The sequence below is a fragment of the Sporosarcina sp. P29 genome, assembly GCF_002743265.1.
In the GTDB taxonomy this organism is placed as follows: domain Bacteria; phylum Bacillota; class Bacilli; order Bacillales_A; family Planococcaceae; genus Sporosarcina.
Genome location: NZ_PDYX01000003.1, coordinates 157,626 through 181,738, shown reverse-complemented (window position 1 = coordinate 181,738; position 24,113 = coordinate 157,626). Strand labels below are relative to the sequence as shown.

The following is a 24,113-nucleotide window of genomic DNA, read 5'->3' as shown; positions in this document are numbered from 1 at the left end:
ATTTACACCTCCAGTTCAATCATGAATTCTTGGAATGTTTGTTCCTGTTCATCTGGTGTTTCATTTTGTTCGGTAGCTTGTTCTTTTTGTTGCTGATTTTGTTTATTAAATGCCTGTTCCCGATCACTCTTTGAAGGATCTTGTAGCGTTTGTGATAAATCGATCCGTTCTACTTGTAAGTTCTGTTGTGTGAAAGCTTGGCGCAACTGATGCATTTGGCTGTCGAGCATTTCACGCGCCATCGCAGTAGATGCTAAAATCCTTGCAGTCATAACACCATTCACTTCCAAAAGTTCAACACGTATTTGTCCAAGATGTTCTGGATATAATTTAATTGAAATCCGATTCATTCCATTTGTTTGACCGAAATTCGCCCTGTTTAGTACTGCTTGGAATTCCCGCATCAATGCCTCACTTCGGCTCTCCGGTACTTTCTCTGTAGCATTCATTTGGAAGACCGGTCTTGTTTCATTCTGCGTAGCGGCTAAAACTGGAGTTACAGTTTCATTTGGCTTCGACTGTTGATCTTGTTGCTTTGTATCCGCGGCAGATTGTTCTGTCATGAACCGAACGATATGCTGCATTGTCGGTGGAATTTGTAAAGGTTGCTTCACTTCAGGTTGAACAATCTTTTGTTCCAGTTGACCTGCAAATTGTGAAAGAATTGGCTTGATCGTTTCTACAAGATCTATCTGTTTTGTAAATATATCCATTTTAGGTGCCGCTAGTTCAATTGCTTTAAGCAATACCGTTAATTCTACTGTTACTTTAGGTAGTATTTTCTCAATCGCAGCTTGAACTTTTTCAGTAGGTAATTTCTGTAGTACATCGAGCATGAACCAGATATCCCCTGTAGTTGCCATCTGATCAAGCTGTTCTTTGGTCATACCAACATCTTCTAGGACGTTTGTAATCGTTTCTACTAGTTTATCAGGTTTTTCACTAATAAGATGTGCTAATTGTTGCAGACTAGGGAACTCCTGCAAGTTTGGTAGATCCGTTAACCTTAATTCAGCATCTTCACTTAACTCTACTGGTTTATTTTGGAGCTGGTCTCCTTCTAGTATTCCTGAAAGCAACGTTTTAACAGCTACATCATTTTCCGTAATATCCCGAAGCATTCCTGAATCTTTTAAAAAACCGGCAACAGCTGTTGACTTAACAGGCCGCTCTAACTCTTTAAGGAATCCTTCTAGCTCTTCCAAAGAGCCAGCGTTTAGAACATCACCAAGTAATTCGGTTAACTCTTGTTCCGTATCTATTAACTTGATTGCAACAGGCAAAGCTGTAGCAGACATAAGATCTTGGAACACACTACCAAATCCTTTCCCTTCAACATTCGCTGTTGAAGCGGATGAATTCATAGGCATGCTTGGTGCACCAATGTTCATTAGTAGTCCTAAATTCACTATTTCACCTCCCTCATACACTATTGTACTACTTCGTGAGCATAGAAGTATATTTTGCGGCATCTTCAGGGGACATTTTCTCTAGTATAGATGCTAAAGTAGCGGGCTTTAGACTAGATAATATTTGAACAGCTTCCGCGTCTCCCATTTTCGTAATGACAGGAGCTGAGGATTTGGCTGACATTTGCTCGTACGTTGTGACAATTTCTTTGAAATCACGTGTAGATTCACTTTGCGCAAGTTTTAATTTCTCGATTTCTTCATTCAGCTTTTCTTTCTCTATTACAAGTGTTTCGTTCGAATCTTTTACTTGTGTGAGTTCATCTTGAACTTCAAATAACTGCGCTTCTTTTTCTTGAATCTCTGCTTGAAGAGAAATGACACGTTCCTCCAATATTAGATCTCCCTCGACCTTTTCATCCGTTTCTTTTTGTTCAAGGAATGGAACTTTTGATGTCCACTCCTTCGCCTGATCAAAGACATTGACATCAGCTACTTTGGCTATGATCAGAACGACAGCCGTTGTGAACATAAGAGGGATGATGATCCACGCGAGCAATATTTGGAAAAAGCCAATAGACTTTTTGCTTTGCCTATCCACTGATTCTCCAACCACTCTTTTCTTTTTCAACTTAGCCACTTTACCACCCGTCTTCTCTTGAACGAAACTTCATCGTCGATAGCTCGTCAATTCGATTTGTCTCTACGTGTTCCATTTCAGCATCATATTGTTCTTTTCCAATTTCTTTCATCTTCTCAAACTTTTTCACTTCAATATTCTTGTCTAATAATTGAGATTCATACCAATTCATTTTCGTTCGGGATTTCATTACTTCTTGCTGTATATGATCAATCGTCAAATCAAGTGTGTTTATGAATCGAGAATAGCTGTGCAAATCATCAATGGAAAAACCTGTAGTCATTCGTTGTTGCTGTTCTTCCAAGACATTTTCTTTCTTTTTCATCTGGTCATACAATTGTGTTGCGATCTTTTCAAATTCTTCGATTGCTTCTTTATAAGCCATTTCTGTTTCATCACGTTCTTGTTCACGTAAATTCAGCACTTTATCAAAACGATAAAGGAATGAAGTCATCTGCGCTCTCCTCCTCCAGAAGCTAACGCGATCATTTCATTTACCGTATCTTCCAATTGGATATTCTCATTAAATTTTTGTTTTAGAAAATCGGTAATGATCGGCTCATATTCAATCGCTTCGTCAATTTCACGAGACGTCCCTTTTTTATATGCACCAATATTAATTAAATCCTCGGATTTGTCGTAGGCATAATACAGTTCGCGTAATTTCGCGGCTGCCTTCAAATGTTCAGGATCTGCAATATGATTCATCAGACGACTGACACTTTTCAAAATATTGATTGCAGGGTACTGACCTTTATTGGCAAGTGTACGGTCCAAGACTATATGACCGTCTAGAATACCTCGAACAGCATCCGCTATAGGCTCATTCATATCGTCACCGTCAACTAGCACGGTATAGAATGCAGTAATAGCTCCTTTTTCATTAGTTCCGCTACGTTCCAAAAGCTTAGGTAAAATAGCGAAAACAGAAGGAGTATATCCCCGTGTTGCTGGTGGTTCTCCAACCGCCAGACCAATCTCACGCTGTGCCATGGCTACACGTGTGACTGAATCCATCATCAACATCACGTTCAGTCCTTTATCCCTGAAGTATTCTGCAATGGCCGTTGCTGTCATAGCGCCTTTAATTCGCATAAGTGCCGGCTGATCAGAAGTGGCCGCTACTACAATTGTTTTCTTAAGACCTTCTGGACCCAAGTCTCTGTCGATAAATTCACGTACTTCACGGCCACGTTCACCTATTAGGGCAATCACGTTAATATCCGCTTCCGTATTGCGTGCGATCATCCCTAATAATGTACTCTTGCCGACACCGGATCCCGCGAAAATACCTACACGTTGACCGCTACCTACCGTTAACATGCCATCGATGGCTTTCACACCTACAGCTAACTTGTCATTAATTGTAGGTCGTGTCAAAACGTTCGGTGGACTGTTTTCTGTACGAACAGTTGCCAAGCCTTTAGGCAATGCACTTGAATCAATAGGCTTACCTAAAGAATCGAGGACTTGTCCTAATAAATTCATGCCTACTTTTACTTCAAGTGGCTTGCCAAGAGTTTCAACTAGACAGCCACTTGATATATTGCGTATATCCGTGTAAGGCATCAGCATGACAATCTCTTCCCTAAAACCTACAACCTCTGCTTGAATTAGAGAGCGTCCTCCTTCAGGAACGTTCAAATGGATAAAACATACATCTCCAATCGATGACTCAGGACCTTTGGATTCAATTAGCAATCCAACAACCCGTATTACCCGACCATATTTTTTAAAGGTGTTGATATTTGGAATGATTGGAATTAAATCTTCGGCTTTTTTCACATTCACACACCATCTTCCATAATTTTCACCAATTGTTCTTTCAGTTCATTCAGTTGCTCATCTACACTCACTACGATTCGGCCATGGTTCGTTTCGATAAAACAATCTGTTGCATTGAAATCTTCATTGACAAAAATAAGGAATGGAGTTTCTGGCGGAAATATTGAAGCTAGCTCAGAGCGATGTGTCGTTACCATTTTAAACTGTTCAGTTGGTACGAATAATTTTATCTCTTTGCTCTCCTGTGCTTCCTTAATCCCTTTCCTTACGATGGATAAATACGCCTCATCATCTGCTTCTATCACTTTATTAATTATTCGTTCTGCTGAGTGCATTCCAATATCTAAAATCACCCGTTCTTGATTTATTAAATATTGCGTAGCATTCTCATAAGATATTGTAGTAATTTCGTTCGCAGACTCTATCATTTCACTCATTTCCGCGATTGCCTTATTGCGTCCATCGTCGAATCCGACTTGAAACCCTTCGTCATATGCTTGTTGTTGCAGCTCTTCTTTTTCACTTGCCCAAGCCGCATGCATCGATTCGATATCCGCTGCCGCTTGTTCCAATCGCTGTTGAATTTCAGTATCTATAATATTCTTTCGTTGCTCTATCTCCTGCAATAAGCGATTGCGCTCCATAAACATCATGCCTGTGCTCACTGGCTCTTCCGCTTCATCAGTTGGTTCCACCGACTGCAAGTTGCGTATTGATATCGCTTTTGTCGGGCTTTGATTCAATATAGTTCGCTCGGAACGAAACAGATTAGACAATGATGTCATCTCCTCCACCACGCGCTATGATGATTTCTCCCGCATCTTCAAGTCTACGGATGATTCCTACGATTCGAGACTGTGCTTCCTCCACGTCACGCAGTCGCACAGGTCCCATTACATCCATTTCTTCTTTGAATGATTCTGCCATACGTTGTGACATGTTTTTGAATAGTATATCTTTTACTTCTTCACTAGACACTTTCATCGCTAAAATCAAATCTTCATTTTCACAATCACGTATGACGCGTTGAATTGATCGGTTATCCAATGTGATAATATCTTCGAAGACAAACATTCTTTTCCGGATTTCTTCAGCAAGCTCAGGATCTTGAATTTCAAGAGCATCGAGAATTGTTTTCTCTGTCGAACGATCTACACCATTTAACACTTCAACTACCGCGTCTACGCCGCCTGTTTCGGTAAAGTCTTGAGTTACAGTAGATGATAATTTTCGTTCAAGTACTGCTTCGATCTCACTGATTACTTCAGGAGAAGTCGATTCCATTGTAGCTATTCGTTTTGCAATATCCGCTTGCGTTTCTTGTGGAAGCTGTGACAGGATTAATCCTGCTTGTTCCGCCTCCAAATAAGATAAAATTAATGCAATTGTCTGTGGGTGTTCATTTTGGATAAAGTTTAGTATTTGTGAAGGTTCTGCACGTCTAGCGAAATCAAACGGTCGCACTTGTAGGGAAGATGTCAGACGGTTAATAATTGCTTGGGCATGTTCTTTTCCGAGTGCTTTTTCAAGTACTGTCTTGGCATAGCCAATACCACCTTGAGAAATGTAATCCTGTGCAAGAGCGATATGATGAAACTCTTCAATAATCTCTTCTTTTACTGAGGATTCTACTTTTTTCACACCTGAAATCTCCAACGTCAGTTGCTCGATCTCCTCTTCATTCAAATGCTTATAGACTGAGGCTGAGACTTCAGGACCCAATGAGATAAGCAGAAGGGCAGCTTTTTGTTTCCCTGACATGTCTTTGTTTTTCTTAACCAACTAAACCCCTCCGTTATTCTTTGGCGATCCATGTTCGCAATAGTTTCGCAAACTCTTCAGGTTTTTCTTTAGCCATTTTCTCCAATTGTTTTCTACGCGCTGTCGCTTCTGTCTCTTGTTCCATGTTGATGTCATCGATTTGTACTGAATCTAATTGAGTCTGAGCTTGTTCCAACGCCAGCTCTTCTTCCATTTCTGCTTCATTGCGTCTCTTACGCAAGAACAGCACAACTAAAACAATAATTGCAAGTAGCAATACACCGCCAATCACATATACCCACCATGGAATGAATGTCTTAGTATCTTCAAACGCGATGTTTTTCCCCTTTAATGGTTGAACTGAAACTGCTATTTTCTCAGCCAGTATTTCCTCTGTTAATTCTCCAGCTACTTCTGTATCCAATGAAGTACGTACTATCGTCTCTAAAATACGTTCAACATCCTGTCGTACTTCAGGCTCCAATGAGGTTGGATCATCAGCAGTAGGGGGTTCAATCATCACTTGGATACCGATATTACTAATTTTGTATGGGCTCTCTACTATATCTTTTCTAATTCTATTTACTTCATTATTAATTGTTTCTTCTAGACGCTCGTAATCTCCGTCTCCACCTTCACCTTCAACATAGGTAGTCCGATTATCAGTCGGATCTTCCCCTTCAGGTGTACCGCCTACTGCCGGATTGGTACCTGAGAATGATTCAGTTATCCTTTGCACGCTCAGTGCAATACCTTCCATGTTTTCAGGATCCACCGGTGTCACAAGATTCTCTTCACGTTGCTCTTTTTTAAAGTCGATATCTGTCGTAACGGATACAACTACTTTGTCTTGCCCCATCAACGTACCGAGCATCATTTGAACCTGTCGTTGCAAGTCGCGCTCAATGGTCTTTTTCACACCCATTTGATCCGTCACACTAGCTCCGTAAGAATCTCCTGCATCTTTTAGATCAAAGTACTCAAAATATTGGTTTTGAATGACGATATTCTCATTAGATAGGTTAGGCAAGCTTTTTGATACTAGATTATAAAGTGATGTGATTTGTTGTTCAGAAAAGCTTTGTCCGGGATTTGTCTTCAACATAATCGCTGCACTAGCTTCCGATGTCGTGTCATTTACGAAAATTCCCTCTGTCGGTAAAGTAAGCATTACTTTTGCATCCTTAATACCTTCTATACCCTTTATTAGATTAGCTAATTCTGTTTGCATTGCAGCAAGCTTAATCATATTAAATTCATTATCCGTAGTACCAAACCCGGCATTATCCGAGAAGAATGAATAATCGATTAGACCCGAATCTGGGAAACCTTCTGCCGCTAGTGATACACGTAAATTATCCAGTTGTTTTTCAGGCACTGAAATTGCAGTACCACCCGGTTCCACTAAATATGGCACTCCCTGTCCATCTAGGACTTCTTTTATCCGTCCAATTTCAGAAGGTGACACTTCTGAATAGAGCGTTACATATGTAGTACGGGACATAGTCATTGTTAAAAAAACCGCCAGTGCTATTATGCCCGCCGCTGTCGTTATATATATAATCTTTTGATTTTTTGTCCGACTTCCCCAGAAAGCTTTGAGATCGGCTCTGAGCTTTGTCAATCTTTCTTTCATTCTAATCCCCCGGTCAGCCTCACTAGGCCAGATTCCACTTGTGCCCAGTGCTCTCTATCTGTTAGACAGGCATTCTAATGATTTCTTGGTATGCTTCTACTACTTTATTTCGCATTTCTACTGTTGCATTTAATGCAATACTCGCTTTTTGTGCCGAAATCATCACATTGTGTAAATCGACATCTTCACCTTTAGCAAGCTTCGCTGTCATAGTATCTGAGACCTTTTGCGTGTTGTCTACCTGATGAATTGCGTCGTTCAACATTGCCGAGAAATTCTGTTGAGCTTCAAAAGGTGTTCGCTGTGCTTTCACTTCGGGTTGCTGCATCGTCATTGCAGGCATAGCACCTGTAATAGATTGTATAGCCATCTAGTTCACTCCTATTTGAATACTACTATATTATCTTCCGATCTCCAGCGCTTTCATAAGCATAGATTTATTTGCATTCAACGCAGTTACATTCGCTTCATACGATCTCGTTGCAGACATTAAATCAATCATTTCGCGCAATGGGTCAATATTTGGCATCTCTACATAACCTTCTTCATTCGCATCAGGATGAGAGGGATCAAATACCAATTTGAACGGAGTCTCCCGATCTTCTTTCACACGTGTTACGGCCACACCATTTCCCGCATTACCATGTGAGTGAACACCTCTTGCTGCTTGCAAGAATGAAGAGAACTGACCTTCCTTCGGTTGTAAAGTGACTGTTTTTCTTCTATACGGCTCCCACTCGCCTTCTACTTGCTTGGCCCGAGTAGAATCAACATTCGCCATATTGGAAGATATGACATCCATACGTAACCGTTGAGCAGTCAATGCAGAAGTCGACGAGTTCAGACTATGAAATATACTCATGATCAACGACCTCCTTTAATAACACTTTGTAATGAATTGAATTTCCCGTTTAATCGTTCTATCAAAGCAGAGTTATAAATTTGATTTGCAGCTAAATCTGCTTGTTCTTTGTCCATATCAACACCATTGCGATCTTGTCGATAACGTAAATTAGATACATCGAATGTTTTACTTGTCGTAGAATGTGTAAAGTCTAAATGCTTCGAGTCGGTTTTGTATGCCTCTATGCCTTTACTTTTCTCATCAGAAAACACTTCTTTAAAATTGACATTTTTAGTTTTATAGTTGGGAGTGTCTACATTCGCTATATTTTGCGAAATTGCTTTACCTTTCGCAGATGAGTAGTCCAATCCTTTTTCAAGCAGGTTGATGGTACCACCATAAATCTCCATCGTTTCCCCACCTTTCCGTAAATTAGTACATTTTTCGCGGTTATTTTAGAATTCTTTATAGTTCATACTAATCTTTAATAATATCTTTAATCAAAAAGGTTATTTCTTATTATTCTACTTTCCTATTGTAGCTGAGACTAATGATTTTTGTCCAATGTTTTCTAAATGATTTTATAGTATAAAGTAACCACTACACGGTATTCAGAGTAGTCTATACATTAACACTAATCACTTAGTCTGATATGAATTTATTTTTAATATAATTAGTAAGTGTGGTTTTTTTTATAAAATCGGGTTATTTTATCACAATTTGTCGTATAGTGTAAACGGCTTGCTCTGACAGATGATATGATGCTTCCCAGCTCACCAACACCTTTTATGAATTAATACGGATCTAATTAATATTTCCTACGAAATATATAAAACTGTATATGAGTTCCGCTCTAACATAGAGAAAGTATATAAAAAAAATAAAACACTGAAGGGAATCCGTAATTACGGAAGGCCCTTCAGTGTTTAAACATTATTTTTAATTGATATTTACTATTATGAATTATGCTTTTCAAGCTCTTCTAGGAACTTATCGTTCAATACTTTAATATACGTACCTTTCATTCCTAAAGAACGCGATTCAATAACACCAGCACTTTCAAGTTTACGAAGTGCATTGACGATAACTGAACGTGTAATTCCAACACGGTCAGCAATTTTAGATGCTACAAGCAACCCTTCATTTCCGTCTAACTCTTTGAAGATGTGCTCGATTGCTTCATGCTCACTGTAAGACAATGAGTTGATTGCCATTTGTACAACCGCTTTACTGCGAGCTTCATGTTCAATTTCCTCAGACTTTTCACGTAAGATTTCCATACCAACTACCGTTGCACCATATTCAGCAAGGATTAAATCATCTTCTGTAAATCCTTCTTTTAATCGTGCAAGAATCAAAGTACCCAAGCGCTCGCCACCACCAATGATTGGTACGATCGTAGTTAAACCTTCTTGGAATAGTTCTTTGTTTTCGATAGGAAATACTGTATGTTCGCTCTCGATATCGATATTTGGAGATGTCTCATTAATCTGGAACAAGCGAGTCGTATACTCTTCTGGGAATTTACGATCTTCGAACATCTTCTTCATACGATCATTGTCGATTTGATGGTGGATTTCTAAACCAAGTAATTTACCTTTTCTGCTTACGATAAAAGCATTACAATCGATTACGTCGCTTAGCTCTTCTGCCATCTCTTTAAAGTTAACAGGACCGCCCGCACCTTTTTGTAACATTGCATTGATTTTTCTTGTTTTAACTAATAAACTCATTTCTATTGTTCCTCCTCAAGGATTTCTTCTGACTTTAATGAATATTCTAAAGGTTTTCAATCGTTAAATAAACTATTACGACTTCCTTATAGAATAAAATGTGACAAATCTTTGTTCTTTACAATTCCATCCAGCTTTTCGTCCACATAAGCTGGTGTGATCTTAATAGATGCAGGGCCGATTTCCGCCGCTTCGAATGATAAATCTTCTAGCAACTTTTCCAAAATCGTATGCAATCTTCTAGCACCAATATTTTCTGTTTCATTATTTACTTCGTATGCAATTTCAGCCAGTTTGCTGATCGCTTCGTCTGTAAATTCAATTTCAACTTCTTCTGTCGCAAGAAGGCGTTCATATTGTTTTAATAAAGAAAAATCCGGTTCTCGCAGTATGCGCTCAAAATCATCTTTTGTCAATTTGTCTAATTCTACACGAATCGGGAATCTACCTTGAAGCTCCGGAATAATATCAGATGGCTTCGACATATGGAAGGCTCCAGCAGCAATGAACAAAATATAATCTGTCTTAACAGCCCCGTATTTTGTTGTGACTGTAGAACCTTCGACTATTGGCAAAATATCGCGTTGGACACCTTCGCGAGATACTTCACCAGAAGACTTTTGGTTGCTACTTGCGATTTTATCCATTTCATCAAGGAAAATAATTCCCGCTTGTTCTGTTAATTCAATTCCTTTGCGTGCTACTTCATCTTGATCAATTAACTTATCCGCTTCTTCTGCTTCCAATACGATTCTCGCGTCTTTTACTTTCATGCGACGCTGAACTTTCTTCTTCGGCATGAGTGATGATAAAGCGTCTTGCATGCCTGACATTTGATCCATACCGGACCCTTGCAATGCATCGAATAAAGATGGTTGTTGCGCTTGCACTTCTACCGTCACCATTTTTTCTTCGATTTGACCATTCGCAAGTTGTACAGCTATGTCTGAACGCTTTCGTCTAATTTCGGATTGATCTTCAGTTTGTTCAGGCTCAGGCTGCGTTTTTTGACCGAAAAACATTTCGAAAGGATTTTGACCTTCTGTATTCTTTTTTGCTTCAGGCACTAGTAACTTTACTAAACGTTCTTCCGCAAGCTTTTGAGACTGCTTTTTAACCGCTTCGCGCATATCCTCTTTTACCATGCGTACTCCGACTTCAGTTAAATCGCGAATCATTGACTCAACATCTCTTCCAACATATCCGACTTCCGTAAATTTTGTCGCTTCTACCTTTACGAAAGGTGCATGGATCAGCTTTGCAATCCTTCGTGCAATTTCTGTTTTACCGACACCGGTAGGTCCGATCATCAAAATGTTTTTCGGAATGACTTCTTCTTGTTCTTCAGCAGTCAATTGCATACGACGATAACGATTTCGCATAGCCACTGCAACTGCTTTTTTAGCTTTTTCCTGCCCAATAATATAACGATTTAAATACGCTGTGAGCGCTTTAGGAGTCATTTCTTGCTTCATCACTTAAAGCACCTCCACGATAATATTATGATTGGTGAACACACAAATATCGGCCGCTGTCTCAAGTGAAATTTCAGCTATTTCTTTCGCTGTCAATTCACTGCTATGTTTCTTCAGTGCACGTCCGGCTGCTAGTGCATAATTACCTCCGGAACCAATTGCCAATACTCCGTCATCCGGTTCTATTACTTCACCAGTACCCGAGACAAGTAACAGTGTATTTTCGTCCATAACGAGTAACAACGCTTCTAACTTACGCAGGATTCGATCTCCACGCCATTCTTTAGCAAGTTCAACTGACGCCCGTTGAAGATTTCCATCGTATTCATTGAGTTTCGCTTCAAATAAGTCAAATAGCGTAAATGCATCCGCTACAGAACCAGCAAAACCAGCTAAGACTTTGCCGTTATATAATCTACGGACTTTCTTCGCTGTGTGTTTCATGACGACTGATTCACCCATCGTCACTTGCCCATCACCTGACATAGCACATTGCCCATCATGATGAATAGCAAATATCGTAGTTGCATGAAATTTCATTATAGTTCCTCCTAAGCACGAGGGTGCGTTTGTAAATAAGTCTGGCGTAAATGTTCATTTGTGATATGGGTATAGACCTGAGTTGACGATAGATGACTATGTCCCAGAAGTTCTTGGACGGACCGGAGATCTGCTCCAGCGCCAAGTAAATGAGTCGCAAACGTATGACGGATCATATGTGGCGTTATATTAGTATGCAAGGATGCTTTTTTCATTAAGTCATCTAATACGTAGCGCACACCACGATCTGTTAAAGGATCTCCACGTAGATTGACGAACAATTTTGTATGCTTCTTTTGCTTCATCAATCTTGGACGACTACTGTCTATATAGTGTTGCAAAGCTTCCTCTGCAAAACTCCCGAATGGCACAAAACGTTCTTTTCGTCCTTTACCCATTACTTTCACAATTCCTAAATAATGATCCACATCTTGCACTTCGATTTCTACTAGTTCACCGACCCGGATCCCCGTTGCATAAAGCAACTCGAGTAAAGCACGATCTCGCAAAGAGCGAAAATCTTCTCCCATCGTCACTTCAAAAAGCTTTTCTAGCTCTTGCTCATAGAAAAAAGCAGGAAGGCGTTCTTCTTGCTTCGGATGATACAATAATCGAAATGCTTGATCTTCAATCCCGTATCGCGCATTAATGAATTTAAAAAACGACCGGATAGCTGATATTTTCCTGGAAATGCTTGTTCTCGCATAAGAACGATCATATAGACGTGTAACATACAGTCTAGCTACGGGGTAGTCGACGTCTTCCATTTTCTCTATTCCCTCTTCTTGCAAGAATAATAAAAAATCCCGAAGATCTTTTTCATACTCCGCGACCGTGTAGGATGAGTAGTTTTTCTCTAGACGAATATAGGATACATATTCTTCTGCCAATTGATTTATTTCAGGAATCATTTTATCACCTCGATACGAATTTATCCTCGTACAACGTGCACCTGAAGATTCGAAAGATTATTGATTACATATAGTTCGAAATAAACTATCAAAGCCGAATGTTGTCCCTAAAACACTATACATTAGCAAGGAAATTTGGGCAACTTTGAAAAACTGATTGTTGATCATTTTTAGATATAAGAACTATTTTCGTCACATAACAGTCAAATTGCTTTAATAGCTAAGTAATTTTTCATCATACTGATCATCATTTCTTCCTCAATATAAGACGATATATACATTAGGAAGTTGCATAATGCTACTTCAACTAAAAAACTGAAGACAGAACCCCGATTAGATGGAGTTCTGTCTTCAGTACGACCTCAAGTTATTAAAGCAAAGATTTTAGTTATACATTTGTCGTTGATTTAAATTCTTGTATTGCATCCAATGCGCGTGTTGCATGTTTGTTTGCACGTTCGGCTTTCGTTCTATATCTTCTATTCAGCTCAGGGAATAATCCGAAATTGATATTAATTGGCTGGAAGTTATTTGGATCAGCTTCTGTGATATAACGCGCCATGCTGCCAAGTGCGGTTTCTCTCGGAAATCGAACAGGTTTCTCGCTTTTTGCCAATTGTGCTGCATTAATACCAGCAATCAATCCTGATCCCGCTGACTCTACATAACCTTCTACACCTGTTACCTGACCCGCAAACAGAACAGTCGGCTGTGATTTAAGTTGATACGTGCAATTCAAGACTCTAGGTGAGTTGATGAATGTATTACGATGCATCACACCATAGCGCACGATATCCACATTTTCCAATCCAGGTATTAGTTTCAATACTTCTTTTTGTGCTCCCCATTTAAGATGCGTCTGAAATCCTACTAGATTATATAATGTTCCAGCTGCGTTATCCTGCCGTAATTGAATAACCGCTTTTGGTTCTTTTCCTGTTTTAGGATCTTCTAGTCCAACCGGTTTTAACGGACCGAATAACATCGTTTTTACACCGCGCTTCGCCATCTCTTCGATTGGCATACATCCTTCAAAGTAAAGCTCTTTTTCAAAATCCTTTAAAGGAGCCACTTCAGCTGAAGTTAAGGCTTCATAGAAACGCTCGAATTCCTCCGTGTTCATAGGACAGTTTAAATAAGCAGCTTCACCTTTATCATAACGTGATTTCAAATAAACTTTATCCATATCGATGGAATCGGCTTCTACGATGGGAGCTGCGGCATCATAGAAGTATAAATAATCTTCTCCAGTTAGCTGTCGAATTTCTTCAGCTAACGCCGGCGACGTTAGTGGTCCAGATGCGATTACCGTAATTCCTTCCGGTAATTTTGTCACTTCTTCATTAATGACTTCTATATTCGGATGATTCCGGATCTTTTCAGTAACGTTGTCAGCAAATTCATGACGGTCTACTGCAAGCGCACCGCCAGCAGGTACTGCACAATCATCCGCAGCTTGAATAATTAATGAATTGAATTGACGCATCTCTTCTTTGATCACACCTACTGCGTTCGTCAGGTTATTGGCACGCAACGAGTTGCTGCATACTAACTCCGCAAATTTATCTGTATGATGGGCTGGGGTTTGCTTCACGGGACGCATTTCGAATAATTTCACTTGGACTCCTCTATTAGCTAATTGCCAAGCAGCTTCACTTCCAGCTAATCCTGCACCAATCACATTTACAATTTGCGTCATTACAACTACCTCTTTCTCATTATGTTGAATTACTTTTATCACTTTAGCCTTGCGGTTCCTCTTTATAATCACAATCAGTACATTGGATTTGAACACCCTTTTTCAGGCGTTTTTCGACCATTGTGTGCTGACATTTCGGACATGGTCTTGTGATCGGTTTATCCCATGAAACGTAGTCGCATTCAGGATATTGATCACAACCAAAGAAGATTCTCTTCGTTTTACTTTTACGTTCAACGACTTCGCCTTCTTTACACTTTGGACATTTTACGCCAATTGGTTTAATAATGGCTTTTGTATTACGACAGTCCGGGAAATTAGAGCACGCCATGAATTTTCCGTAGCGGCCCATCTTATAAACCATCGGAGAACCACATTTTTCACAATCTTCACCCGCTGGCTCATCTTTAATTTCAATCTTTTCCATTTCGGCATCGGCTACTTCTACGTGCTTTTCGAAATCGCGATAGAAATCATCGATCACTGTACGCCATTCGATTGTGCCTTCCTCCACATGGTCAAGACGCTGCTCCATCTGTCTTGTAAATTCGATATCGATAATATCTGGGAAGTATTGATTAACTGCCTGATGTACGATTCCCCCAAGTTCTGTTGGAATAAACCGCTTGGCATCTAGTGTGACATAGCCACGCTTTTGAATGGTATCAAGTGTGGGTGCATACGTAGAAGGCCTACCTATACCTAGCTCCTCAAGTGTCTTCACTAAACGTGCCTCCGAATACCTTGGTGGCGGTTGTGTGAAATGCTGTTTTGGATCTATGTCTGCATATTTAATTCGCTCGCCTTCTTCAAGCGGCGGTAGTATATTCTCTTTTTCTTCTTGTTGATCATCATTGCCTTCGATATAAACTTTCATAAAGCCTGGGAATTTCACTTGTGATCCCGATGCTCTGAAACGAATATCTCCATTTAAAAAATCAGCAGTTACTGTATCCAAAACCGCTGGCGCCATCTGACTTGCGATGAGACGTTCCCAGATCAGTTTATATAGACGATGTTGGTCTCTCGTTAAGAACGCTTTCATTGCATCTGGTGGTCGCATAGCTGAAGTCGGTCTTACTGCTTCATGCGCATCTTGTGTCTTCGCTTTAGCTTTCGCTTTTTTCGTACTAGTTGAAATATACTCTTCACCATACATCGTATGGATGAATGATTTCACTTCTTCTTTTGCGGTATCAGAAATCCTCGTCGAATCGGTACGCATATACGTAATCAAACCGACTGTACCTTCTTTTCCAATCGCAATTCCTTCATATAATTGTTGTGCAAGCATCATCGTCTTCCTCGCGCGGAAGTTCAGCTTACGTGCTGCCTCTTGCTGAAGGGATGATGTTGTAAACGGCAATGCCGGATTACGTTTACGTTCTTTCTTCACTACTTTGGATACTTCGAATTCGTCCGGTTTTATTGAGTTGACTATTTTTTCCACTTGTTCCTGATTCGTCAGTTTCACTTTTTCTGAAGCATCGCCATAAAATTGTGCTTCAAAAGTTTTATCACCTTTAGTGAATTGTGAAGTGATGGACCAGTACTCTTCTGGTTCAAATGCATTGATTTCATTTTCCCGGTCGATGATCAAACGCAAAGCCACTGATTGCACACGCCCTGCGGATAATCCCTTCTTAACTTTCTTCCAAAGGATCGGACTGATGTTATAGCCTACTAATCTATCCAAAATCCTTCTGGCTTGTTGCGCGTCTACTAAATCCATATCAATAGGTCGTGGATGTTTAAATGATTCTTTGATTGCTTCTTTTGTAATTTCATTGAATACTACGCGACAATCTGATTCGATATCTACACCTAATTGATGTGATAAATGCCAAGCTATTGCTTCCCCTTCACGATCCGGGTCAGCCGCGAGAAAAATTTTCTTCGCTTTTTTTGCTTCTTTTTTTAAATCTTGAAGTATCGGTCCTTTTCCTCGAATCGTAATATACTTCGGTTCATAGTTATTTTCGGTATCTACACCCATTTGACTGCGGGGTAAATCACGTAAATGACCAAGTGATGCACTAACTTTATACTTTTTTCCTAAGTAACGTTCAATCGTTTTCGCTTTAGCAGGCGATTCCACTATTACTAAGTAATCTGCCATATCGTTCCCTCCTCAGAGAGATTTCTTTATATTTATTCAGCAAAAGAATATCTGTTGCAAAATGTATAACAGTTTTCAGGATAATGCAACCTTTTAAACATCTGCCAAAAAGAGGTTATGCCGGTTTATAGTAAAGAATCAACAATCTGATAACCACTCCACAACGGCTTGGCTCCTTCATCCAACAGCTTATTTGGACCCGCTGAAAGAGGGGAATCTATAGCACCAGGTACTGCAAATATTTCTTTTCCATGATCAAGAGCATGCTCCACTGTACTCATCGTTCCGCTTCTTTCGACAGATTCTGTAATGACTAGCGCGCTAGACAAACCACTGATAATTCGATTGCGCATAGGAAATGTCCATTTTGCTGGCGGAAAGTATGGTGGATACTCCGTCACGAGTAAATGATTTTTCGCCATTTCTTCAGCTATTTTTTGATTCTTTTTTGGATACATATGTGAGAACCCATGACCTAGTACGCCAATTGTTTCCCCGCCATATTCGATAGCCGCTTGATGAGCCATCGTGTCCGCTCCATCTGCTAAGCCTGAAACAATTGGGATTTGATGATCGACGAGCGGTGGCACAATAAATTCCAGCGCCATTTTGGAATAGCTTGTAGCTTTACGAGAGCCAATGATCCCTACACGAAGTTGCTTTTTCAACAAAACCTCATTCCCTTTAGTATAAAGAACCGCAGGAGGATCACATAATTGTCTTAATTCACTAGGATAATTCGAATGAAAATAAGTAATGGGGGTTACACCGTTTTCCTTCAGCATTTCTACTATCGGAAAACAAGATATCTCATTAAATTTCACTGAAAACTGTTCCAATCTTTCTATCGGTATATTAAAAATCCGCGACCATTGCAGAGCTGAATAAGAATGTAAATCTTCTAATGAAGGGTTTTCCTTCAAAAGCCTTGTAAAACGATTAAAAGGTACGGGATGGATATATTGTATGTTCAGTAATTGTAGTTGCTGATGGGTATATAGCATCGAATTCTCCTCCGTTCGACACTACAAGCATGAGCACGAAAAAAGGAGTAGCAATTAAGCTACTCCTTTCAGTTTACTTTGTTTTACATTTCTCGTATAGTCCTTTTTCTTTCAGAACTTTAATTAATGTTTCACCTATGACTGAAGGTGTCTCCGCAACTTGAACGTCAGCTGCTTGTAGAGCTTTGATTTTATCTGCAGCTGTCCCTTTACCACCGGAAATTATAGCACCTGCGTGTCCCATACGCTTACCTTCAGGTGCAGTTTGACCGCCGATAAAGCCTACTACAGGCTTCGTCATATTTTCTTTAATCCAAGTGGCTGCTTCTTCTTCTGCAGTACCACCAATTTCACCGATCATGACTACTGCATATGTTTCTGGATCTTCGTTGAATGCTTTCAAGACATCGATAAAGTTCGTACCATTTACCGGGTCTCCACCAATTCCGACAGCTGTAGTTTGACCAATGCCTTCTTGAGTTAACTGGTGAACCGCTTCATAAGTTAATGTACCTGAACGAGAAACTACGCCCACGTGCCCTTTTGTATGAATATAGCCTGGCATGATACCAATTTTCGTCTCGTCTGCCGTAATAACACCCGGACAGTTCGGACCAATCAATCGCGTCTCTTTGCCTTCCATATAACGTTTCACTTTAATCATATCAAGGACAGGAATATGTTCTGTAATACAGATTACCATTTCTAGTCCTGCGTCAACGCCTTCCATAATTGCGTCTGCTGCATATGGTGCAGGTACATAAATAATGGAAACTGTTGCGCCTGTTTCTTTTACTGCTTCTTCCACAGTGTCAAATACCGGCACGCCTTCCGCCGTCTGACCGCCTTTACCAGGCGTTACGCCAGCGACAATTTTCGTACCATATTCCAACATTTGCTGTGTATGGAACAGGGCAGTGGAACCTGTAATTCCTTGTACAATGACTTTTGTATCTTTATTCACATAAATACTCATGATTTGTACCTGCCTTTCTTATCCTATCAACTCAACGATTTTTTTCGCGCCTTCTGCCATGGAATCCGCTGCAACGATATTAATACCGGATTCTTTCAGCAAGGCTTTCCCGCGTTCTACATTCGTTCCTTCAAGACGTACAACAAGTGGTACTTGAAGACCAACTTCTTTAGCTGCTTCAATGACACCTTCAGCAATTACGTCACATTTCATGATTCCACCAAAGATATTGACAAAAATACCTTTAACTTTTGGATCGGATAAAATGATTTTGAAAGCGGCAGCAACTTTTTCTTTCTTTGCACCGCCCCCAACGTCCAAGAAGTTAGCGGGTTCTCCGCCGTAGAAATGGATCGTATCCATTGTAGCCATCGCTAAACCGGCTCCATTTACCATACAACCAATATTTCCATCAAGGGAAATATAGCTTAGGTCATACTTGGATGCTTCAATTTCTTTCGGATCCTCTTCATCAAAGTCGCGTAATTCCATAATGTCCTTATGACGGAATGTAGCATTGTCGTCAAAGTTGAATTTCGCATCCAACGCAAGTACTCGTTGATCTTTTGTAACAACAAGTGGATTAATTTCAACGATAGATGCATCTTTTTCGCTGAACACTTTATATAAACCTAGGAAAAAGCTTACTGCTTTATTAATTAAATTGCTAGGAATTTCCATATTAAACGCCATACGACGCGCTTGGAAAGGAACCAATCCAACTACTGGGTCGATTACTTCATAGAAAATCTTTTCAGGGCTATGTTCTGCCACTTCTTCGATTTCCACGCCGCCTTCTGCAGATCCCATCAATGTTACACGATCTGTTGCCCGGTCAACGACAAGACCAATATAAAATTCTTTTTCGATATCAATTCCTTCTTCAACAAGAAGACGCTTTACTTCTTGTCCTTTAGGACCTGTTTGGTGTGTAACGAGTTGCTTACCGATTAAATCAGCTGCCACTGCGCGCACTTCGTCAAGAGTTTTCACAATCTTGACTCCGCCTGCTTTACCTCGTCCACCTGCATGGATTTGGGCCTTTACCACGATAGGTACTGTCCCAATTTCTTTTGCCACTGCCATTGCGTCTTTCGGTGAAAACGCGACACGGCCTTTTGAAACAGCCACTCCATAATCTCTTAATAGCTGCTTCCCTTGATATTCATGGATGTTCATACGTACTGCCTCCATTCGATTTACAATTGCTTGAAGTTCAACTACTGCTTTATTGTAATCAAACCGTCACACTTTGTCCAAGAATCGCTATTGCAAAACAAAATTCTTTAATTTTCAACAATTTAAACTCCCTCTTATTTCATCTTACTTTTTTCACGATCTAAACGATATATATAAGCGAATACTTCCGATACAGCTTGATATAGTTCTTCTGGTATTGTTTCATTGACATTTAATTGACCAAGTAACTCCAGCAGACTTGGATCTTCTTGCACAGGAATAGCATGTTCTTTCGCACGTTCCAGAATATTCTCCGCTATTTTCCCTTTACCTTTGGCTATTACTTTCGGAGCATCTGATACTTCAGGGTCATAGGACAGTGCAATGGCTTCTTTTCTAGTAAATCGTTGTTGTTCTTTCATATCCTGTAATCTACTCCTCCCTCATCTAATTGGAAGGTGCTGACCGTTTTTTTGATATCGTGCTGTTTTTCTGTGAATGGTTTGAAAGTAACACCAGAAAGTTTGTAGCCAACTCCTTCTAGGCCATCCTTTAATACATCTTGAAAGAGTGGTCCAGTCGTTTTTAGAGATGGTAAATCATTAAAAACCGTTAAGTTTACAACTTTGTTTTGCACATGCATATCAACCAATGTTGTCGATAGTGATTCCAAGTCTAAATAAAACAATATCCGCGCAAACGCCGGATCGATTTTCCCATTTTCCTTCATCCGACTATTCCATTGCAGCGTAGCATCGATTTTCTTACCGAATAGTTCAAGTGGTAGTTGCATAATCAGCTGTTGTTGTGTGCCTGTATCCCCTGATTGGAGTAAAGTCCCATTCATGCGAAGCACCATTGTCTCTGCTGCATCACGTAATGCGGGTGAAAGCGATGGGTCCTGAAGCATGGCTAGTAATTGTGGTTTTAATGTACTTGCCAAATTGGCTGCATCAGATTCTTTTCCTCCAAGCATTGCTTCATAATTCACTCCTAATGTACTGAATACGTGTTGGATAGTCTCTTTCATGGCAGCTCCGTTCATCGTCTGTGATGCTTGAGCTTCAGCTGTATGGATGAGTTGTTTCACTTGATTATTCCCTGATTTTTCAGCCGTTTGCATCAATGCCCGAAGTACCTCATCCACTTTCTCAGGCGGTACTAAGAGCGACGGAACTGACTGTTGTACCTCTTTCATGATAGTTTGTTGCTGTAATGGCACAACGGCTGTTTCTTGCTTGCTCGCTTGTTGCACCAATGTTTGACTAAGTTGTTCGACTAGCATTGTTTTTGCACCATCTGTCATTGGTTGCTGAGCAAATTGATTCAATACATTTTGTAATGCATTTTTCATTGATTCAGGTAAAGCTGGATTACTACTCAGCTGTTGGGTCAAATGCTGTACGTTTATTTTAATTGCTTCTTGGTTTGCTACTGGCAATTGGCTTATTTGACCAATTGCTGTATGGACCGATTGCATGGTAGCTGGGGTAACTACAGCTTGTTGCGCTATGCTAGTTAGTCCCGATGTCGCGGTGGTTTGTGTTGCGATAGCTTGAGCTTGGATAAACACTTTACTAAATTGTTCAACCACAGTAGCTTTAGAACGATCCGTCAGCGGTTGTTCGGTCAACTGATTAATTACAGTCTGCAACGCATTTTTTACAGGTTCCGAAAGCGCTGTGTTCGGTAATTGTTGTGTAATATTTTTCACAATCGCTTTTATTGTTTGGTGATTTGCGGCCGGTGTTTGACCCAGTTGACTTAATAAAGAGTGGATGGTTTTACTAGCATCTGCTTGATTCGTTATGCTACTTGTAGCACTAGCAGGTTGCATACTCGCTTTAGTGACCAGGTCAGCCAGTACTTGAGGCAAATTGGCCAAAGATGTTCGAGCTGGCAGTATATCAGCATTTTTTAATAAGCGCAGCGCTTCAAACCGATCCGCTTTACTCGCTTGTGGATTTAGCAATTGAGATACACTTTGACTAAGCAGTTCCTTACCTATCACTCGGCTCATAGGGGAAGACAGAGATTGCATCGTCGTTAGAAGCTGCTCACGCATCGTTGGAGGAAGATTAGGCTCATTTTGGATGGTAGCTAGTAACGTCTTCATTTGCTGCGCAATCGTGCCTGTCTGAGCTTGTAGAAGCGATTGAAATATAACTGGCGTGAAAGGTAGTTTTGCTTCAGCGATTTTACTAAGCGTAGCAAGTGCCTCAGCTTTCATTCCATCTGGTAACGATTTCAGAAGTTGGACAGCCTCAAGCATATTTTCTTTTGTCATAGGAATTTTTTGCTTAATCATCGTCGCGAGTATATCTTTCATTTCTTGTGATTTAGGTACATGCAGTGAATCCATTAACTGGGTTAATTGAGCCGACTGACCTTCTCCACCACGCATTGGACCGGAAACAACCTGCAACTGCAATTCAGGTTCAGTGCCATTGACTTTGAAGTAATAATGATCTCCCGCTTGCATGGGTACTTCCAATTTAGCAAACAACTGTTGATTTCCAACTTGAACTTGCGCCATTTGACCAGGAAATAATTGTGTGATCTTTCCATGTATCATTTGTCCTTCTTTTAGAGATAGCGGCTGAGTTTCCGTAGCAGTTTTTGCAAATGAAGCAGATAATGAATGTAAATTCATTGTCGATCCCTCCACATCGTTTTGATCGGCTCGAATGATTTGCGATGGTGTTCGGAAAATCCATGCGTTTCAAGTCCTTGTAAATGTTTCGCAGTTCCATATCCTGCATTTTCATTAAATGCATACCAAGGAAACTCCTCATGCAATTCATTCATCAGTTCATCACGTGTAGTCTTGGCTAATATAGAAGCAGCTGCGATAGTTAAGCTTTTTTCATCTCCTTTTATAATGGAATAACACGGGCAAACTGTTTGCAAATTCATGGCATCTGCTAAAACCGCATTTGGCGCAATCTCAAGTTCACTTATAGCTACTTCCATTGATTGCTTTGTTGCCTGGTATATATTCAATTCATCTATTACTTTAGCAGGCTGCACGTGTATGGCGTACGCCACAGCCTGTTCCTTAATTAGTCGAGCAAATTCCTGCCTCTTCTCCTTGGAAACTTTTTTCGAGTCGTCCAATCCGATAAGGGCCGAACAATCTTCAGGTAGTATAACCGCAGCTGTAACTACCGGTCCCGCCAGAGGTCCTCTCCCAGCTTCGTCAATTCCAGCGACTAACAAAACTCTTGAGGATCTATAGGAATCATCAAACGCTATTTTCTTTTGAAATTCTTGAATAAGTGCTTGTTTTTTAGTATATCGAGTGCGCCATTGAATAATTGCTTGCTGGACACCCTTTCTAGTGTCGGTTTCAAGTTCTGTAAGCCAATCATTTGGTTCTTGTAACTCTAGTAATTGTTTTTTTATTTGCTGTATCGTTGTCAATTTCTTCACCTGTCCATCTAAAATATGTTTGTCTACGTATTATATCGGTTTCCATATGGTTTTTTCGACAAAAAAGCAACGGTTCGGAAACAGAGTTCCAAGCCGTTGCTTCTAGTCATTCGAATTCTTCAGGAAAATCGAATGTTAATTTACCTACTTGCTGGTCGCGGATGTCTTGTACGATCATTTCTGCTACTTTGTCATAATCGATTTCTCCGCCTACTGTATATACTTTTCGACGTTCGCCGATTTTATCGAACAACGATTGGATATTGTCACCCACTGTTGTCATTTCATAGCGCTGTGCCAGTCTATCAGGATAATGCGACTCCAAAAACCGAAGTCCATATACTGCAAGCTCCTCCATATTCAATACGGAGTCTTTAATTGCCCCCGTTAGAGCTAATTTATAACCTACTTGTTGATCTTCAAATTTCGGCCAAAGCACTCCCGGCGTGTCCAGAAGTTCTAATTCTTTCTCGAATTTGATCCATTGTTGCGCTTTCGTTACGCCTGGCTTATTTCCTGTTTTAGCGATATTTTTCTTAGCTAATCGGTTAATCAACGTAGATTTACCAACGTTTGGAATGCCGACAATCATGGCGCGAATTGCCCCAGGACGTATGCCTCGCTGCTTCATGCGATCATACTTCGGCTGCAAAATTTCTTTAGCAGCCCTGGTGACTGTTTGGAGACCTTTACCTTCAAATGAATTAATAGCAACTGTACGTAAGCCTTGCTTTTCAAAGTAGGTAATCCAGCGTTTAGTTTGTATTTCATCCGCTAAGTCCATCTTATTCAAAATCAGCAATCTCGGTTTCTGTTGCGTGACTTCGTCTATCATAGGATTACGTGATGAAAGTGGCAATCTAGCATCAATTAATTCAAATACTATATCAACTAATTTTAACTTTTCTGAGACTTCTCGTCTCGCTTTCGCCATATGGCCCGGAAACCATTGAATAGTCATTCGAATCGT

Annotated in this window: 23 protein-coding genes; all 23 read right to left on the bottom strand. The window is 40.2% G+C overall.

From position 1 onward, the window contains the following. Positions 1-2: 2 nt before the first annotated feature. Positions 3-1,409 (bottom strand): flagellar hook-length control protein FliK, encoded by a 1,407-nt coding sequence (locus CSV68_RS04495; protein ID WP_158233492.1) that lies wholly within the window; start codon positions 1,407-1,409, stop codon positions 3-5. A gap of 28 nt (positions 1,410-1,437) precedes the next feature. After that, positions 1,438-2,040 (bottom strand): MotE family protein, encoded by a 603-nt coding sequence (locus CSV68_RS04490; RefSeq protein WP_143560982.1) that lies wholly within the window; start codon positions 2,038-2,040, stop codon positions 1,438-1,440. Between the two features lie 10 nt (positions 2,041-2,050). Beyond that, positions 2,051-2,503 carry a flagellar export protein FliJ gene (gene fliJ, locus CSV68_RS04485; protein WP_099661542.1) on the bottom strand — a complete coding sequence of 151 codons (453 nt, stop codon included), beginning with the start codon at positions 2,501-2,503 and terminating at the stop codon, positions 2,051-2,053. Beyond that, positions 2,500-3,834: a flagellar protein export ATPase FliI gene (gene fliI, locus CSV68_RS04480; protein ID WP_369823475.1), complete on the bottom strand. Its 1,335-nt coding sequence runs from the start codon at positions 3,832-3,834 to the stop codon at positions 2,500-2,502. The genes fliJ and fliI overlap by 4 nt, the downstream gene beginning before the upstream one ends. Before the next feature lie 2 nt (positions 3,835-3,836). Beyond that, positions 3,837-4,610: a flagellar assembly protein FliH gene (gene fliH, locus CSV68_RS04475; protein ID WP_158233491.1), complete on the bottom strand. Its 774-nt coding sequence runs from the start codon at positions 4,608-4,610 to the stop codon at positions 3,837-3,839. Beyond that, the gene (fliG, locus tag CSV68_RS04470; protein ID WP_099633166.1) at positions 4,603-5,616 is read right to left on the bottom strand and encodes a flagellar motor switch protein FliG; all 1,014 of its coding nucleotides are present in this window, start codon (positions 5,614-5,616) and stop codon (positions 4,603-4,605) included. Before fliG ends, fliH begins: the two co-directional genes overlap by 8 nt. 13 nt (positions 5,617-5,629) lie before the next feature. Next, positions 5,630-7,231, bottom strand: a complete 1,602-nt coding sequence (gene fliF / locus CSV68_RS04465) for a flagellar basal-body MS-ring/collar protein FliF (RefSeq protein WP_099633165.1) — start codon at positions 7,229-7,231, stop codon at positions 5,630-5,632. Between the two features lie 61 nt (positions 7,232-7,292). After that, positions 7,293-7,601, bottom strand: a complete 309-nt coding sequence (gene fliE / locus CSV68_RS04460; protein WP_099633164.1) for a flagellar hook-basal body complex protein FliE — start codon at positions 7,599-7,601, stop codon at positions 7,293-7,295. A 30-nt stretch (positions 7,602-7,631) separates the two neighbouring features. Beyond that, entirely contained in the window at positions 7,632-8,093 is a 462-nt protein-coding gene (gene flgC, locus CSV68_RS04455) for a flagellar basal body rod protein FlgC (protein WP_099633163.1), read from the bottom strand. Between the two features lie 2 nt (positions 8,094-8,095). Further along, positions 8,096-8,485, bottom strand: a complete 390-nt coding sequence (flgB, locus tag CSV68_RS04450; protein WP_099633162.1) for a flagellar basal body rod protein FlgB — start codon at positions 8,483-8,485, stop codon at positions 8,096-8,098. A gap of 546 nt (positions 8,486-9,031) precedes the next feature. Then, the gene (gene codY / locus CSV68_RS04445; protein WP_099633161.1) at positions 9,032-9,808 is read right to left on the bottom strand and encodes a GTP-sensing pleiotropic transcriptional regulator CodY; all 777 of its coding nucleotides are present in this window, start codon (positions 9,806-9,808) and stop codon (positions 9,032-9,034) included. An 86-nt stretch (positions 9,809-9,894) separates the two neighbouring features. Further along, positions 9,895-11,283, bottom strand: a complete 1,389-nt coding sequence (gene hslU / locus CSV68_RS04440; RefSeq protein ID WP_099633316.1) for an ATP-dependent protease ATPase subunit HslU — start codon at positions 11,281-11,283, stop codon at positions 9,895-9,897. Positions 11,284-11,286: 3 nt separating this feature from the next. Next, on the bottom strand, positions 11,287-11,826 hold the full coding sequence (gene hslV, locus CSV68_RS04435) for an ATP-dependent protease subunit HslV (RefSeq protein ID WP_099633160.1): 540 nt from the start codon (positions 11,824-11,826) through the stop codon (positions 11,287-11,289). Between the two features lie 8 nt (positions 11,827-11,834). Then, positions 11,835-12,734 carry a tyrosine recombinase XerC gene (gene xerC / locus CSV68_RS04430; protein ID WP_099633159.1) on the bottom strand — a complete coding sequence of 300 codons (900 nt, stop codon included), beginning with the start codon at positions 12,732-12,734 and terminating at the stop codon, positions 11,835-11,837. A 388-nt stretch (positions 12,735-13,122) separates the two neighbouring features. Continuing rightward, complete coding sequence (gene trmFO / locus CSV68_RS04425) at positions 13,123-14,433, bottom strand: FADH(2)-oxidizing methylenetetrahydrofolate--tRNA-(uracil(54)-C(5))-methyltransferase TrmFO (RefSeq protein WP_099633158.1); 1,311 nt, start codon at positions 14,431-14,433, stop codon at positions 13,123-13,125. Between the two features lie 43 nt (positions 14,434-14,476). Further along, on the bottom strand, positions 14,477-16,552 hold the full coding sequence (topA, locus tag CSV68_RS04420) for a type I DNA topoisomerase (protein WP_099633157.1): 2,076 nt from the start codon (positions 16,550-16,552) through the stop codon (positions 14,477-14,479). Positions 16,553-16,677: 125 nt separating this feature from the next. Further along, positions 16,678-17,556, bottom strand: coding sequence for a DNA-processing protein DprA (dprA, locus tag CSV68_RS04415; RefSeq protein WP_099633156.1), 879 nt, complete (start codon positions 17,554-17,556; stop codon positions 16,678-16,680). A gap of 73 nt (positions 17,557-17,629) precedes the next feature. Further along, on the bottom strand, positions 17,630-18,532 hold the full coding sequence (gene sucD / locus CSV68_RS04410) for a succinate--CoA ligase subunit alpha (RefSeq protein WP_099633155.1): 903 nt from the start codon (positions 18,530-18,532) through the stop codon (positions 17,630-17,632). An 18-nt stretch (positions 18,533-18,550) separates the two neighbouring features. After that, positions 18,551-19,711 (bottom strand): ADP-forming succinate--CoA ligase subunit beta, encoded by a 1,161-nt coding sequence (gene sucC / locus CSV68_RS04405; protein ID WP_099633154.1) that lies wholly within the window; start codon positions 19,709-19,711, stop codon positions 18,551-18,553. 134 nt (positions 19,712-19,845) lie between these two features. Further along, the gene (locus tag CSV68_RS04400) at positions 19,846-20,133 is read right to left on the bottom strand and encodes an EscU/YscU/HrcU family type III secretion system export apparatus switch protein (protein WP_099633153.1); all 288 of its coding nucleotides are present in this window, start codon (positions 20,131-20,133) and stop codon (positions 19,846-19,848) included. After that, positions 20,130-22,364, bottom strand: coding sequence for a hypothetical protein (locus CSV68_RS04395; RefSeq protein ID WP_099661540.1), 2,235 nt, complete (start codon positions 22,362-22,364; stop codon positions 20,130-20,132). The genes CSV68_RS04400 and CSV68_RS04395 overlap by 4 nt, the downstream gene beginning before the upstream one ends. Further along, a complete protein-coding gene (locus tag CSV68_RS04390; protein ID WP_099661539.1) occupies positions 22,361-23,134 on the bottom strand; it encodes a ribonuclease HII in 774 nt (257 codons plus the stop codon). Before CSV68_RS04390 ends, CSV68_RS04395 begins: the two co-directional genes overlap by 4 nt. A gap of 115 nt (positions 23,135-23,249) precedes the next feature. Beyond that, positions 23,250-24,104: a ribosome biogenesis GTPase YlqF gene (gene ylqF / locus CSV68_RS04385; RefSeq protein ID WP_099633150.1), complete on the bottom strand. Its 855-nt coding sequence runs from the start codon at positions 24,102-24,104 to the stop codon at positions 23,250-23,252. Positions 24,105-24,113: the final 9 nt, after the last annotated feature.